The 14,521-nt window shown below is 71.4% G+C and carries 15 protein-coding genes and 2 pseudogenes; 6 read left to right on the top strand and 11 right to left on the bottom strand.

Annotated features, from left to right (window positions below; genetic code table 11):
• Positions 1-30 precede the first annotated feature (30 nt).
• The 10 genes and pseudogenes from ACFV2X_RS45275 to ACFV2X_RS45230 form a co-directional block, all read right to left on the bottom strand.
• Entirely contained in the window at positions 31-1,185 is a 1,155-nt protein-coding gene (locus tag ACFV2X_RS45275) for an acyl-CoA dehydrogenase family protein (protein WP_385627759.1), read from the bottom strand.
• 23 nt (positions 1,186-1,208) lie between these two features.
• Positions 1,209-3,170 carry an acetyl/propionyl/methylcrotonyl-CoA carboxylase subunit alpha gene (locus ACFV2X_RS45270; protein ID WP_385627757.1) on the bottom strand — a complete coding sequence of 654 codons (1,962 nt, stop codon included), beginning with the start codon at positions 3,168-3,170 and terminating at the stop codon, positions 1,209-1,211.
• A 24-nt stretch (positions 3,171-3,194) separates the two neighbouring features.
• The gene (locus tag ACFV2X_RS45265; protein WP_385627754.1) at positions 3,195-4,793 is read right to left on the bottom strand and encodes an acyl-CoA carboxylase subunit beta; all 1,599 of its coding nucleotides are present in this window, start codon (positions 4,791-4,793) and stop codon (positions 3,195-3,197) included.
• Positions 4,790-6,481, bottom strand: coding sequence for an acyclic terpene utilization AtuA family protein (locus ACFV2X_RS45260; protein WP_385627751.1), 1,692 nt, complete (start codon positions 6,479-6,481; stop codon positions 4,790-4,792). The genes ACFV2X_RS45265 and ACFV2X_RS45260 overlap by 4 nt, the downstream gene beginning before the upstream one ends.
• Positions 6,482-6,867: 386 nt before the next feature.
• Positions 6,868-7,653, bottom strand: a pseudogene (locus ACFV2X_RS45255) (TIGR03084 family metal-binding protein); the annotation flags it as partial.
• A 162-nt stretch (positions 7,654-7,815) separates the two neighbouring features.
• Entirely contained in the window at positions 7,816-8,106 is a 291-nt protein-coding gene (locus tag ACFV2X_RS45250) for a hypothetical protein (RefSeq protein ID WP_353588539.1), read from the bottom strand.
• 134 nt (positions 8,107-8,240) lie between these two features.
• Positions 8,241-8,492 (bottom strand): hypothetical protein, encoded by a 252-nt coding sequence (locus ACFV2X_RS45245; protein WP_385627749.1) that lies wholly within the window; start codon positions 8,490-8,492, stop codon positions 8,241-8,243.
• Positions 8,489-8,671 (bottom strand): hypothetical protein, encoded by a 183-nt coding sequence (locus ACFV2X_RS45240; protein ID WP_385627748.1) that lies wholly within the window; start codon positions 8,669-8,671, stop codon positions 8,489-8,491. The genes ACFV2X_RS45245 and ACFV2X_RS45240 overlap by 4 nt, the downstream gene beginning before the upstream one ends.
• A 71-nt stretch (positions 8,672-8,742) precedes the next feature.
• The gene (locus ACFV2X_RS45235; protein WP_353588541.1) at positions 8,743-8,901 is read right to left on the bottom strand and encodes a hypothetical protein; all 159 of its coding nucleotides are present in this window, start codon (positions 8,899-8,901) and stop codon (positions 8,743-8,745) included.
• A 12-nt stretch (positions 8,902-8,913) separates the two neighbouring features.
• Positions 8,914-9,171 (bottom strand): hypothetical protein, encoded by a 258-nt coding sequence (locus ACFV2X_RS45230; RefSeq protein ID WP_385627746.1) that lies wholly within the window; start codon positions 9,169-9,171, stop codon positions 8,914-8,916.
• 385 nt (positions 9,172-9,556) lie between these two features.
• Between ACFV2X_RS45230 and ACFV2X_RS45225 the strand changes: the two genes are divergently transcribed.
• Both ACFV2X_RS45225 and ACFV2X_RS45220 read left to right on the top strand, forming a co-directional pair.
• Positions 9,557-10,894 (top strand): hypothetical protein, encoded by a 1,338-nt coding sequence (locus tag ACFV2X_RS45225; RefSeq protein ID WP_385627744.1) that lies wholly within the window; start codon positions 9,557-9,559, stop codon positions 10,892-10,894.
• Positions 10,895-10,897: 3 nt separating this feature from the next.
• Complete coding sequence (locus ACFV2X_RS45220) at positions 10,898-11,599, top strand: SDR family oxidoreductase (RefSeq protein ID WP_385627742.1); 702 nt, start codon at positions 10,898-10,900, stop codon at positions 11,597-11,599.
• Between the two features lie 49 nt (positions 11,600-11,648).
• Here the strand turns inward: ACFV2X_RS45220 and ACFV2X_RS45215 are convergent, their stop codons facing one another.
• Positions 11,649-13,082: an MFS transporter gene (locus ACFV2X_RS45215; RefSeq protein ID WP_385627740.1), complete on the bottom strand. Its 1,434-nt coding sequence runs from the start codon at positions 13,080-13,082 to the stop codon at positions 11,649-11,651.
• A gap of 101 nt (positions 13,083-13,183) precedes the next feature.
• Between ACFV2X_RS45215 and ACFV2X_RS45210 the strand changes: the two genes are divergently transcribed.
• The 4 genes and pseudogenes from ACFV2X_RS45210 to ACFV2X_RS45195 all read left to right on the top strand — a co-directional run.
• Entirely contained in the window at positions 13,184-13,618 is a 435-nt protein-coding gene (locus ACFV2X_RS45210) for a MarR family winged helix-turn-helix transcriptional regulator (RefSeq protein ID WP_385627737.1), read from the top strand.
• The gene (locus ACFV2X_RS45205; RefSeq protein ID WP_385627734.1) at positions 13,615-13,956 is read left to right on the top strand and encodes a nuclear transport factor 2 family protein; all 342 of its coding nucleotides are present in this window, start codon (positions 13,615-13,617) and stop codon (positions 13,954-13,956) included. Before ACFV2X_RS45210 ends, ACFV2X_RS45205 begins: the two co-directional genes overlap by 4 nt.
• Before the next feature lie 42 nt (positions 13,957-13,998).
• Positions 13,999-14,298, top strand: coding sequence for a glutaredoxin domain-containing protein (locus tag ACFV2X_RS45200; protein WP_385627731.1), 300 nt, complete (start codon positions 13,999-14,001; stop codon positions 14,296-14,298).
• Positions 14,299-14,337: 39 nt separating this feature from the next.
• Positions 14,338-14,521: pseudogene (locus tag ACFV2X_RS45195) on the top strand (hypothetical protein); the annotation flags it as partial.

The raw sequence follows: 14,521 nt of genomic DNA, 5'->3' as shown, positions 1-14,521 counted from the left end.
CGTAAATGCTGGTCCGTCAGCGTCAATACGTCAGTACGACTTGGGCAGCCCGAGCGTCTGGTGCGAGACGAAGTTGAGGATCATCTCCCGGCTGACCGGCGCGATCCGCGCCACCCGTGCGGCCGTGACCAGCTTCGCCAGCCCGTACTCCACCGTCAGGCCGTTCCCGCCCAGCGTGTGCACCGCCTGGTCCACCGCCTTCACCGCCGCCTCCCCCGCCGCGTACTTCGCCATGTTCGCCGCCTCCCCCGCGCCCGCGTCGTCGCCCGCGTCGTAGAGGTGGGCCGCCTTGGCCATCATCAACCGCGCGAGCTCCACTTCGATATGGGCCTGCGCGAGCGGATGCGCCACGGCCTGGTGCGCGCCGATCGGCTCCTTCCACACCTGGCGTACGCGCGCGTACTCCACGGCCTTCGCCAGCGCGTACCGGCCCATGCCCAGCGCGAACGCCGCCGTCATGATCCGCTCCGGGTTGAGCCCCGCGAACAGCTGCAGCAGCCCCGCGTCCTCGTCCCCCACCAGCGCCTCGGCGGGCAGCGGCACATCGTCGAGCACCACCTCGAACTGCTTCTCCGCCGCCGCGAGCTCCATCGGGATGTGCCGGTACGAGAAGCCGGGTGCCCCGCGCTCCACGATGAACAGACACGGTTTGAGCCTGCCCGTGCGCGCGTCCTCGGTACGGCCCACGATCAGCGTCGCGTCCGAGATGTCCACGCCCGAGATGAACACCTTCCGGCCGGTCAGCAGCCAACCGCCGTCGGGGGCGCGGCGGGCCGTGGTCGTGATGCGGTGCGAGTTGGATCCGGCGTCGGGCTCCGTGATGCCGAACGCCATCGTCTTGCTGCCGTTCGCCAGACCCGGCAGCCAGGCGCGCTTCTGCTCCTCCGTACCGAAGCGGGCGATCACCGTGCCGCAGATCGCGGGCGAGACGATGAGCATCAGCAGCGGGCAGCCGGCCGCGCCCAACTCCTCCAGGACTACGGACAGCTCGGCGATGCCGCCGCCTCCGCCGCCGTACTCCTCGGGCAGGTTCACGCCGAGATAGCCGAGCTTGCCGGCCTCGGCCCACAGCTCGGCTGTGTTTTCGTCGCTGCCGTAGCGCTTGGCGAAGGCTGCTACGGCGGAGCGGAGGGCGGTGCGTTCGGGGCCGTCTATCAGGGGGCTGGTGCTCGGGTCGTGGGTCATGTGCGGCTCCTCCCGGGGGCGGGCTACTGGTTGCGGTGCGGTGTACGGGGCGGCGGCTCATCCCCCTCCGCCACCACCAGCGCCAATACCGCCCCGACCTCGACCTGCCGGCCCGGGGTGGCATGCAGCGCGGAGAGCACACCGGCGGCGGGCGCCGTGACCCGGTGTTCCATCTTCATGGCCTCCAGCCACAGAATCGGCTGCCCCGCCTCGACCCGGTCGCCGACCGCCACCTCGGCGAGGCGCACGACCGTGCCCGGCATGGGGGCCAGCAGCGAGCCCGGTTCGGTACGGGCCGTGGGGTCGGGGAAGCGGGGCAGGGCGGTGAAGGCGTGGGCGCCGAGGGGTGAGTCGACACATACCTGTGTGCCGTACGCGGCGACGTCGAACGGGCGCCTTACGCCGTTCACTTCCAGCACCACGTGCTGGGGACCGGTCTCGATGAGCCGGGTGTTCGGATGGTCGTCGGCTATGAGGCCGTCGCGGGTCAAGCGGTAGCGGACCTCGTGTTCGGTGCCGTCGGGCTCCGAGCGGTAGGTCTTGAGCTGCGGCTGCGACGGTACGTTGCGCCACCCGCCGAGCCGCCCGGCCACGGTCGCGGGCCGTTGTGCCGCGTCGGCCAGGGCGGCGGCCAGGGCGGCGAGGGGAGCCGTCGTCCCGTCGGTGGCAGTGGTCAGCTCCTTGAGGTGCCGTTCGAGGAAGCCCGTGTCCATACGGGCGTCCTGGAACTCGGTGTGGCGCAGGGCGCGTACGAGCAGATCCCGGTTGGTGACCGGCCCGTGCAGCCGGGCGCGCTCCAGGGCGTGCACGAGGCGGCGTACGGCCTCGGCCCGGGTGGGGGCCCAGGCGATGACCTTGGCGAGCATCGGGTCGTAGTGGACGGTGATGTCGTCGCCGTCGGCGAGCCCCGAGTCGATGCGCAGGCCCGGGCCCTCCGCCACGGCCAGCCGGTGCATCGTGCCCGTCCCCGGGCGCCAACCCGCCGCCGGGTCCTCCGCGTACAGGCGGGCCTCCACCGCGTGGCCGCTGGGCCGGGGCGGCTGGGCGGGCAGGGGTTCGCCTTCGGCGACGCGTAGTTGCAGCGCGACCAGGTCGACCCCGTACACGCACTCCGTCACCGGGTGCTCCACCTGGAGCCGGGTGTTCATCTCCAGGAAGTACGGCCGCCCGTCCCGCCCCACCAGGAACTCCACCGTCCCCGCCCCCCGGTACCCGATCGCGCGCGCCGCGCCGACCGCCGCCTCGTCGAGGGCGTGGCGCAGCTCGTCGGTCAGCCCGGGGGCCGGGGCCTCCTCGATGACCTTCTGGTGGCGGCGCTGGAGGGAGCAGTCGCGGGTGCCCAGCGACCGGACCGCGCCGTGTGCGTCGGCGAGGATCTGCACCTCGACATGGCGGGCGCCCTCGACATACGGCTCCAGGAACACCTCCGCGTCGCCGAAGGCGGACAGCGCCTCCGCGCGGGCGGAGGTCAGCTCGGCCGGGAGGGCCGCCAGGTCGTGGACCACGCGCATCCCGCGCCCGCCGCCGCCCGCCGCCGCCTTGACGAGGAGGGGCAGGTCGTCGGGCGTGGCCTGGCCGGGGTCGACGGGGGCGAGGAGCGGGACGCCGGCGGCGCGCATGAGGTCCTTGGCGCGGGTCTTGGAGGCCATGGCCTCGATCGCCTCGGGCGGCGGCCCGATCCACCGCAGGCCCGCGTCGATGACGGCGCGCGCGAAGTCGGCGTTCTCGGAGAGGAAACCGTAGCCGGGGTGGACGGCGTCGGCCCCGGCCGCGAGGGCGGCCTTCACGATGAGGTCGGCGCGCAGATACGTGTCGGCGGGCGTGGCGCCCGGGAGCCGTACGGCCGCGTCGGCCTCGCGTACATGGGGCGCGGCGGCGTCGGGGTCGGAGTGTACGGCGACGGTGGCGATGCCGAGTTCGCGGCAGGTGCGGAAGATACGGCGGGCGATCTCCGCGCGGTTGGCGACGAGGAGGGATCGGATCACGGGTATCACGGGGTTCCTCACATCTCACATCCGGAAGACGCCGAAGCCGCCGCGCGCACCCTCGACGGGGGCGGTGTGGATCGCGGAGAGGCACAGGCCGAGGACGGTGCGGGTGTCGCGGGGGTCGATGACGCCGTCGTCGTACAGCCGCCCGGAGAGGAACAGGGGCAGCGATTCGGACTCGATCTGCTGCTCCACCATGGCGCGGAGGGCGGCGTCGGCGTCCTCGTCGTACGGCCGGCCCTTGGCGGCCGCGGACTGGCGGGCGACGATCGACAGCACGCCGGCCAGCTGCTGCGGTCCCATGACGGCCGACTTGGCGCTGGGCCAGGCGAAGAGGAAGCGGGGGTCGTAGGCCCGGCCGCACATGCCGTAGTGGCCGGCGCCGTACGAGGCGCCGATGAGGACGGAGAGGTGGGGGACGCGGGAGTTGGAGACCGCGTTGATCATCATGGCGCCGTGTTTGATGATCCCGCCCTGCTCGTACTCGCGGCCCACCATGTAGCCGGTGGTGTTGTGGAGGAAGAGCAGCGGGATGTCCCGCTGGTTGGCGAGCTGGATGAACTGGGCGGCCTTCTGGGACTCGGCGGAGAACAGCACGCCCTGGGCGTTGGCGAGGATCCCGATCGGATAGCCGTGGAGGGTGGCCCAGCCGGTGGCGAGGCTGGGGCCGTAGCGCGGCTTGAACTCGTCGAAGTCTGAGGCGTCGACGATACGGGCGATGACCTCGCGGGGGTCGAAGGGGGTCTTGAGGTCGCCGGGGACGATGCCCAGGAGTTCGTCGGCGTCGTGTTTCGGCGGCTCGGCGGGGCCCGGGTCGGGGTGCGCCTTGCGCCAGTTGAGGCGGGCGACGACGCGGCGGGCCTGGCGGATGGCGTCGGGCTCGTCGAGGGCGAAGTAGTCGGCGAGGCCGGAGGTGCGGGCGTGCATCTCGGCGCCGCCGAGGGATTCGTCGTCGCTCTCCTCGCCGGTGGCCATCTTGACCAGGGGCGGCCCGCCGAGGAAGACCTTGGACCGCTCCCTGACCATGATCACGTGGTCGGACATCCCGGGGATGTACGCGCCTCCGGCCGTGGAGTTGCCGAAGACGACGGCGATGGTGGGAATGCCGTCGGCGGACAGCCGGGTCAGATCGCGGAACATCGCGCCGCCCGGGATGAAGATCTCCTTCTGGCTGGGGAGATCGGCGCCCCCGGACTCGACGAGGCTGATGACCGGGAGGCGGTTGGCGCGGGCGATCTCGTGGGCGCGCAGGGACTTCTTGAGGGTCCAGGGGTTGCTGGCCCCGCCCCGTACGGTCGGGTCGTTGGCGCTGATCAGGCACTCGACGCCCTCGATGACGCCGATGCCGGTGACGACCGAGGCGCCGACGGGGTAGTCGCTGCCCCAGGCCGCGAGCGGGGAGAGTTCGAGGAAGGGTGTGTCGGGGTCGAGCAGCGACTCGATGCGCTCGCGGGCGAGGAGCTTGCCGCGCTTGCGGTGGCGGGCGACGTACTTCTCGCCGCCTCCGGCGAGGGCTTTCGCGTGCTCGGTCTCGAGCTCGGCGAGCTTGGTGAGCATCGCCTCGCGGTGGGCGGCGTAGTCGGCGCCGTGGGGGTCGAGGGCGGAGGCGAGGACGGTCACAGCAATTCCTCCGGTATGTCGAGGTGACGCGAGCGCAGCCACTCGCCGACGGCCTTGGCCTGCGGATCGAACCGGGCCTGGGCGGCGACGCCCTCGCCGAGGAGGCCGTCCACGACGAAGTTGAGTGCGCGCAGGGCGGGGAGGGTGTGGCGGGTGACGGGGAGACCTTCGGTCTCGGGGAGCAGCGCGCGGAAGTGGTCCGTGGTGAGGGTGTGGACCAGCCAGCGCCAGGCGTCGCCGGTGCGGGCCCAGACCCCGACGTTCGCGGCCCCGCCCTTGTCCCCGCTACGGGCCCCGGCGACCAGGCCGAGCGGGGCACGGCGGGTGGCGCGGCCGGGCGGGAGCGGGGGCGGCAGGGGCGGTTCGGGGACGGGGGCGAGGGGGGTGGCGGTGACGGGTGCGGGGATGGGCGTACTGGTGCCGTCGGGGAGCACGGCGGTGTGCGGGACGTCGGCGGCGGGCACGTACGCGGCCTCGAACACGCCGTACGGGGAGCCCTTGCCGGGCGGCGCGGTGACATGGAAGCCGGGGTATCCGGCCAGCGCCAGCTCGACCGCTGCGCCGCTGACCGCCCGGCCGATGGTGTCGGGATCCGGGTCGCGGACGGTGAGGCGGAGCAGGGCGCTCGCGGCCTCTTCGGTATCGGCGTCCGGGTGGTCCGTACGGGCGAGGGTCCAGCGCACCTCGGCGGGGCGGCGCTTGGCCAGGGCTGTCTCCATCTGGTCGCGTACGAGGGCGGCCTTGGGGTGGATATCGAGGCCGGTGAGCACGAAGACGACCTCGTTGCGCCAGCCGCCGATGCGAGTGAGGCCCACCTTGAGCGACGGCGGAGGCGGCTCGCCCTTCACCCCGTGGACGCGGACTCGGTCCGGGCCGTCCTGGGTCAGCCGTACGGTGTCGAGCCGGGCGGTGACGTCCGGCCCGGCGTAGCGGGCGCCCGCCGTCTCGTAGAGGAGCTGGGCGGTGACGGTGCCGACGGTCACCGCGCCGCCCGTGCCCGGGTGTTTGGTGATCACGCAGGAGCCGTCGGGGTGGATCTCGGCCAGCGGGAAGCCGGGGCGGCGTATGTCGTGCTCTTGGAAGAAGGCGTAATTGCCCCCGGTGGCCTGGGCCCCGCACTCCAGAATGTGCCCGGCCACCACCGCCCCGGCGAGCGCGTCCCAGTCGTCCGCCCGCCACCCGAAGTGCGCGGCGGCGGGCCCGGTGACCAGCGCGGCGTCGGTCACCCGCCCGGTTACGACGACATCGGCGCCGGCTTGCATACAGGCTGCGATTCCGGCGCCGCCGAGGTAGGCGTTGGCAGTGAGGGTGTACTGCGGCCAGTCGTGGGTGGTGCGGAGGTCGTCGCCGGTGACGTGGGCGATGCGAGTGGCCAGGCCCTGCTTGTCGGCGGCGGTACGTATCGCGTCCGCGAGCCCGGCCGGGTTGAGCCCGCCCGCGTTGCTGACGATCCGCACGCCGCGCTCCAGGGCGAGCGGCAGGGTGTCGTCGAGCTGGCGGAGGAAGGTGGTGGCGTAGCCGCGCGCCGGGTCCTTCTGGCGCTCCCGGCCGAGGATGAGCATGGTCAGCTCGGCGAGATAGTCGCCGGTCAGCACGTCGAGGGGGCCGTCGGTCAGCATCTCGCGCATGGCGTCGAAGCGGTCGCCGTAGAAGCCGGAGCAGTTGCCGATGCGGAGGGGTGCGGGCATCGGCGTCACGCGCCGCCCCCGGCGCCCTCGGGTGCCGCCTCGGGGCCACCACCGGCGGACAGCCTTCCGCCAAGGTCCCGGGCCATGCCACCGGTCCCGGCTTCGGCGGCACCGTGGGGGCGGGTGGGGCCCGCGGCGGGTGCCGCGTGGCCAGGGCTGCGGCCCTCGGCGGGGCCCACCCTGCCCGGGTCACGGCCCCCGGCGGGAGCCGAGTTGCGCCCCTCGGCCCGGCCCGGGTCGCGGCCCCCGGCGCCCTCAGCGGCGCCTCGCCCGGAGGGCGGGGCCGCCGCGGGCGGGGCGTCGGCTGCGCGCTCCGCAGAGCCGCCGGGCCGGTCGGAGCCCTGGATGGGCCGCCCGTCGCCCGGAGCCCTGACCTCACCAGGGCCGCCCCGCCCCGGGGCCCGGCCCTTGCCGGGCGGGCCGGCGAAGGCCTGGGCGATGTCCAGCCACCGGTCCGCGTCCGCCCCCTCCGCCCGTACCGCCACATCCGCACGATGCGCGCGCTGGGTGACCAACAGGCAGAAGTCCAGCGCGGGCCCGGTGACCCGCTGGGGCGCGTCCTCGGGCCCGTACGTCCACAGCTCCCCGTCCGGGGCGCGCAGTTCGACCCGGAACTCCTCGGCGGGCGGCTCAAGACCCCGTACCGCGTACGCGAAGCCCCGCGCCCGTACGCCGATCCGAGCCACATGCCGCAGCCGGGCGGTGGGCGCGCGGCGTACGCCCAGCGCGTCGGCGACGTCCTGCCCGTGCGCCCAGGTCTCCATCAGCCGGGCAGTGGCCATGGAGGCGACGCTCATCGACGGCCCGTACCACGGCAGCCGCGCCCCGGCAGGCTGCCCGGCCAGTACGCGCCGCAGCCGCTCCCGCCCCTCCCGCCACCGCCGCAGCAACTCAGCGGGCGGCTGCGCCGCGCCGGCCTCGGCGGCCTCGTCCACGAACGTGTCCGGCGAGGCGGCGGCCTTCCGCACCTCGGCCGCGAACCCCGCCGGGTCCGTGGCCGCCTGCGCCGCCCGCTCGTCGGTCCAGGCGAGATGGGCGATCTGATGCGCGATCGTCCAGCCCGCGGCGGGCGTCGGCGCGGCCCACGCCTCCTCCGCGAGCCCGGCCACCAGGCCGTCCAACTCCTCGCCCTCGGCCAGCAGATCGCCGAGCACGACCTCCGTATCGGACACGCTGCGCTCCCGTCGTGTGGGGTCCCTGTCGTGCGTCCCGGGAAGGGAGCGTGGCAGTACGCCAAGAAACAATCAAGCGCGCTTGCATGATTCAGCGGACTAGCCGCGCTGATGCGCGAAAACCTCCTTCACTCCCCCCGCCTTACGCTGCGACAGCGATGGCTACGGCGTGAAACGGACGGTGACGTTCGCCCAGCCGTCCGGGCTCTCGTAGTGCCATGCGCTGGTTTCGTCGGCGGACAGCATCGCTTCGGAGTACAGGGCTCCGACGAGAAGTTTCCAGGGCTCGTCTCGCCCGGCGGCTCCTCCGTGGGACAGATCTCGCAGCGAGTCGTCGGCGGCCCTCAATACGGCTGTGCGGATGTCGAAATAGCGCGCACGGTCGACTGCTCCCGTGCTGACGCCGGACCTACTGATGAACGCCCATTCGGCGTGCCAGGGTCCATCTGCCATGGTTGATCACCGATCTGGCGAAGCGCTCCCGGCGACTTTGCGGTGAGTATGAGACAGAGACACGCCGTGACGTCGGCGTGTCGCCGTCCGATACTCACCGCAAACTCGGGCGCCGGTGGCGCGAGGGGCGGCGTTTATGCGGGGGCGATGCCTCGTTGGCGCTGGGCGTGAAGGCGGGCGATGGCCCGTAGCTGTCGCCATTCGTACGGGGTAGCCGGGCGCACCGAGGCACAGTGCGACCGCCATTCGAGGCCCGTAGGACGGGTGAGACACACCATGGGCCCGTCGAAGTCGGTGATCGTCCCGGGCATTTCGTAACGCCGGTCGTAGACCACCATGCCGACCGCAAGACTGGGCAGGACCTTGGTCCAGTCCCCGCCGCTCACCGCTTCCCCTTGGCATGGCATCGGGCGCACGGGAACGGGCACGGCGGCAGGTCGGCCCCCGGTGGGATGAACACGATGCCGGAGCGCAGGTCCAGCGCCCCGCCGTACCGCGTCCACCACCCTTCGGGGGAACCTTCGTACGGGGTGCCCGCGTACGGGTCAGCGGCGTCCGTATCCATGCCCATCTTGACGGCGAACGTGTCCGTTCCCCAAGGGCTTGGCGCATCGCACCTGCTGTCCGATGCGTGGTTCACGTCGACCCCCGCCCCAGATGCTGGGCGATCTGTTCGCCGAGGGCGGCGGACTGCTGCCACAGTTCCTCAAGGGTCGGGCGGTCGTCGCTGCCCTTCTGCTGCCCGCCCTGTCCCTGCGGTCCGTCGTCCTGTCCCTGCTCCGGCGGGTGCGTCATCGGGGAATCCATCTACGCCGCCACCTTCACGCCGTGGATCAGGCGCGGCCCGACATCGACGCCGTGCACGGCCAGCCGCAGCGCCCGCCGCCGCTGCCGCGCAAGCCGATACTCGGCGCGCTCCAGCCGCTGCTGCCACTCGCATGTGGGCGCGTGCTGGTGCCACCCGGTCGGACGGCCGTTGGCAGTGTCAGTGGCGCGGTGGCGGCCGGACGGCGGTAACACCAGCCGTAGCAGCGCTTCGAAGATCCAGGCGATAGCCTTTGTCATGTCGTCAACCTTCCAAGGGGTTGATGGCCACCGCCCCCGGACGCTCCCTCCAAGTCGCGTCGCGGGGGTCTTGCATGTGGCAAGTGGTCTGGTGTCTGACTCGCCCGGGTGAGTACCGGACGTACTTCTACGGAGCCCAGGAACGCGGTCCTGACCCGACCATCGCGTTCTCCGGGAGGTCTCTAGTCGAGCACAGCGTGATGCGCCGAAGCATCTCTGTGCTGTGGGCTCCTTGTGGGCTCCTGGATAGACACATACGTGAACACCCAGCTCACGCGGGCACCAGGCGATTTGAGCCACCAGCCTCGAATCCAGTGTCGTTCTAGAGTCAATACCAGCGAGCGAGGGGATCCGTATGACCCAACCAGCAGTCCCGGAATGCAACTTGACCAAGCATCCGCTGACGTACCTACGGATTCAGCGCGGATGGAGTCAGCAAGACCTCGTCGACGTCATCGCCACATCCGCGCGCAAGCTGGGAGTACCCCTGGCTGACGGCTGCCGGAAAAAGGCATGGCGGTGGGAAAACCGGGGAGTCACCCCCGAGGCGGACGCCCAGCGAGCCCTTGCCCATGTGCTCGATATTCCCTACGAGCGGGTCCAGCTGTTGCCATGGCCTCGATGGCTCCCCGCAGGAGAAGCCATCTCCAGTGATTACCCGTGGACCATAGAAGGATGCCTGCAGGCCCTGTACGCCGTGGAGGACGCTTTGCTCGACCGCCGAGGATTCCTGACCGTCGGTGGCACCGCCCTGACCGCCGCAGCGGCGGGTTGGGCCAATCACGAACCCGAACGAGTCGTCGGCGCCCTGAAAGGCGGACGGCTGGACGAGGAAACCGTGGCGTGGGCCGAGGAACGCATCCCCGGACTACGCAGGATGGACGACCGGCTCAGCGGCCGAAATCTATTGCGCTTGGTCAGCGCGGACCTGAGCATGGTTACCGAGCTGATCGACTGCTCGACCTACTCCGAAAGCCTGGAACGGCGCCTGTACCGTGTGGCGGCCGAGCTCGGACAGCTCGCCGGCTGGGTCGCTTTCGACATCGGCCACCATTCAGCCGCTCAGCGGTATTACCTGGGGGCGCTGCACGCCGCCCACCAGGCCGACGACCGGGCCCAGGGGGCCAACGTTTTGGCTGGGCTGTCCTTCCAGCAGGCGCTGTACGGGGAACCGCGAGATGGGGTCGCCCTCGCCGACACCGCCCAGGAGCATGCCCAGTCCGCACCGCCACGGGTCCGAGCTCTGATCGCCAGCCGTCAGGCACGTGCACACGCACGAGCTGACGACGCTGGGGCATGCAACCGAGCACTGCTCCAGGCCGAACAAATGCTGCAACTCGCGGACGCCAGCAGCGGTGACGACCCGGCATGGGTCTACTACTTCGACCGGGCCGAACTGGAGGCGCAGGCCGGCGCCTGCTTCGTCGACCTGCGACAGCCCCGCACCGCTGAAGAATTGTTGTCCACCGCTCTGGCCGACCAAGATCCATCCTACGTACGAGACCGCACTATCTACCTCGTGCGATCCGCCACCACGCAGCTCCAATTCGGGCAGCTGGACTACGCGTGTGCCCTTGTCGGCCAGGCTGCACAGCTCGCACAGAAGTCCTACTCGGGGCGCAGCATCGCGTCAGTGAAAGCCTTCCGGGCATCACTGAAGCCATACTCCTCAAGCCCTCACGTGGCAGCGTTGGACACCGAGCTGGCCGGATTGGCGGCCTGAACGATGACCGACGCCCGTGTTGCCCTGGTGACCGGCGCCGCACGCGGCCTCGGCACGGAAATCGCCCGTCAACTCGTCCAGCGAGGCTTGCGCGTTCTCGTCGCCGCGCGGGACCTCGAGGCGGCTCGGGAAGTCAGCCGAGCGCTCGGGTCGGCAACTTCGCCCCTGGAACTCGACGTCACCTCGCCCACGAGCATCAACCATGCCGTCCAGCAAGGCATTGAGCGGTCAGGTCGGATCGATGTACTGGTGAACAACGCCGGAGTCGCCCTCGATGGATCCCAGCGCGCCATCGGCGCGGACTACCGGATTGTGCAGGACACCTGGGAGACGAACCTGCTGGGCACATGGCGTGTGGCCGACGCCGTCATCCCCCAAATGGTTACGGCAGGCTATGGCCGAGTGGTCAACTTGAGCAGCAACCTCGCATCGCTCACTGAGATGACCGAAGGCCAGGAGCCCGCCTACCGTGTCTCCAAAGCCGCAGTCAGCGCCCTGACACGTGTCCTGGCGGCTGACCTCCGCGAGACCGGGGTCCTGGTCAACGCCGCATCCCCAGGCTGGACCCGCACCGACATGGGCGGGCCCAGAGCACCGCGCAGCGTGGAGCAGGGAGCTGACACGCCGGTCTGGCTCGCCACACTTCCCTCAGGAGACACAACGACCGGCGGCCTGTTTTACGACCGTAAACCGCTGCCCTGGTAAGGGCACCACATGCCCGTAACCGGCCAGCAGGGCGAGCGCTCGGGATCGCTCAGTCGGAACCGCTGCCTGTGAGCGACAGCTCGTCGGCATGCGCGGCTGGGGCGGTCACCACCCGGCCTCCCGTGCTACGGGCACGCCCCGCCAGCAGGGCGATCACCAGGGGCGGCAGGAACAGCAGCCCGAAGGCGGCCCCGTAACCGGCCGTCGCGGAGGCGCCCATCGCCACGCAGGTGTTGAGCGCGGCAAAGGCCAGGGCCATCACGGTGACCTGGCCGAGGTTCTGGCTGGTCTGCATCGCGCTGCTGGTGTGGCCCAGCCGGCCGGACGGGCTGTGCGAGAGCGACAACACGGTCAGGGACGGGGCCAGCAGCCCCATGCCGACGGCCGCCACGGGCATGGCGGAAACGGCGATGAGCACCGGCCCCCTGGCGAACGTCCCTACGACGGCGAGCCCGACCGCCACCGCCATCACCAACGCCCCGGCGGCGACCAGCAGATGCCGGGGCCGGTTCTCCAGCAGCCGCCCCTGCACCCATGAGGCGGCCGCCCACATCACGGCGGCACCCGTGAAGGCCAGCCCGATCAACACCGCGGGCGCGTGCCGTTCATTGATCAGCATCAGGGGGACCAGCGCCTCGACCGTGAAGTACGTGCCCGACGACAACCCGCGCAGCAACACCGTCGTCGGCAGCCCGCGCGCGGCGCTCCACGTACCCGAGGGCAACAGCCGCGGTGCGAACACCACCAGCAACCCCAACCCCGCGCCCACGAACAGCAGATGGCGCACGTCCCAGCCCGACACCCCGTACTGCCCCAGCGCCGCGCCCAGGCTCACCGCCGCCGCGATCAGCAGCGGCGGGCGCGACGGGTGGCCGTCCGACGGCGCCGCCCCCGGCAGGGCAGCGCCGCGCAACACGACCACCAGCGCCAGCGCCGGCAGCAGGGTCGCCGCCGCCAGCCCGAAGAACACCACCCGCCAGGACCACCACTCCGACACCAGCCCGGCCAGCGGCGGGCCCGCCAGCGAGGGGATGATCCAGCACGAGCTCATCAGGGCCAGCGCGCGCGGCCGCAGCCGCTCCGGGTACGCCTGCCCGATGGCGGCGTCGACCGATACCGCGACCATCCCCGCGGCCAGCCCGTCCAGGAAGCGCCCGGCCGCGAGCTGCCAGACGGAGACGCTGGCCCCCGAGACCAACAAGGTGACCACCGTGAGCCCCACCCCCGCCGCCAACGGCCTGCGCGCCCCCGAACGGTCCGCCCAGTGACCGCCCAGCACCCCGCCCAGCAGACTCGCCGTCACAAAGCACCCCGCGACCACGGGAAACAGCGACACCCCATCCAGGTCCCGGGCCGCGGTCGGCAGGGTCGGCATCACGGCGAGCGCGGCGAACCCGGTCAGGAACATCACCGCCGCGAAACTGGCGGTGGCGGCCGCGTACGTCCGGGAGAACAGCCCTTGGGCCTTCGAAGCTTCGGTCACGAGCGCGCAAGCTAATTGGTACGCACCAAGCTGGCCACTGGTTTTCGCGGAGGACCCGGGCTTCTCTTGGTCTCATCAAGAGTTGAGCATATAAAGAGAGCGTGCGTGAAGAGACGTCCGAGGACAGGTTCTTCCGGGAGCTCGGCGGTGCCTGCGCGGAGCTGCGGCAGGCATTCGCCCGGCATGTGGGGATGAGCGCCCAGCGAGTGCAGATACTGATCCGGCTGCGGCGCGAGGGCGAGACCAGCCACAGCGACCTGCGGCAGGCGCTGGGCGTCGACGGTGCGAGCGTGACCCGGCTCGTCAAGGAGTTGGAGGCCGAGGGGCTGGCCGGCCGCCGCCTCGATCCGGCGGACAACCGCTACACCCTGGCCGCGCTGACGCCCGCCGGCGAGCGGATGGCCGCGGACTTGGAGCGATCACACCAGGCGTACCAGGAGCGGCTGCTCGGCGGAGTCACCGCACAGGAGCAGGAGATCGTGCTGGGCGCCCTACGGCGCATCCGCGCGAACGTGACCGAACCGGAGAACCCATGACGGATGATGTACGGGCCGCGGCCCGGCGTATGTATGCGGCGTTCAACGCCCACGACCACGCCGCCGCGCGGGAGATCTTCACGGCCGACTTCTACAGCCACCCGCTGGACACCACCGGGCAGGAGAGCGTCACACGGGCGTGGCAGCGATTCCACGAGGCGTTCCCCGAAGCCGAGGTCGTCGTCGAGGACATGGTCGTCGAGGGAGACAAGGCCGCCGTCCGCACCAGCGTGCGCGGCGTGCCCGGACAACAGCCGTCGACCATGCTGGAGATCTTCCGCGTGCGCGACGGGCGCATCGCGGAATTGTGGGGCCTCTCGTCCCTGCAACGCTCCTGAGATCGGCGGCCTGGCACACTCGTCTCAACGGCCTTCCGGCCGATGCGGCGGAGAGGAAGATCAGTGGCCGAGGACCAGGACGGCGTGGTCGTCTACTGGCGGCCCATGTGCCCGTACTGCATGAAGCTGCGCCTGCGGCTGCGCTTTACGCGGCTGCGGTATACGAAGGTGAACATCTGGAGGGATCCCGAAGCGGCAGCGTTCGTCCGCTCGGTCGCGGACGGGAACGAGACGGTGCCGACCGTGACCGTGGCGGGGCGGGCGATGGTGAACCCGTCGAAGAAGCAGCTGATGGAAGCGGTCGCGACGCACGCACCGCATCTGCTGTCCAAAACCGGCTGACGCCCCGGACACCGCCCCGCTCCGTGGTGGGATGGCGGCATGGATCTCGAAGCGCGATTGACTGCCCAGCGCGCGCTGTGCGTTGAGCACCTGGGAGAGCGCATCGGGGGCCACGTCGCGGCGTTGGCCAGGCCCGGATTCGAGCTCAGGCCGGCCGATGCCGGTCGGCCGGCGACGGGGCGGTGCCAGTACGGCGACCGTCTCGCGACATTCGGCTCACGCG

The sequence above is a fragment of the Streptomyces sp. NPDC059679 genome, assembly GCF_042734105.1.
In the GTDB taxonomy this organism is placed as follows: domain Bacteria; phylum Actinomycetota; class Actinomycetes; order Streptomycetales; family Streptomycetaceae; genus Streptomyces.
Note: the sequence above shows the minus strand (reverse complement) of the source record. Positions and strands in the feature narration are given on the sequence as shown.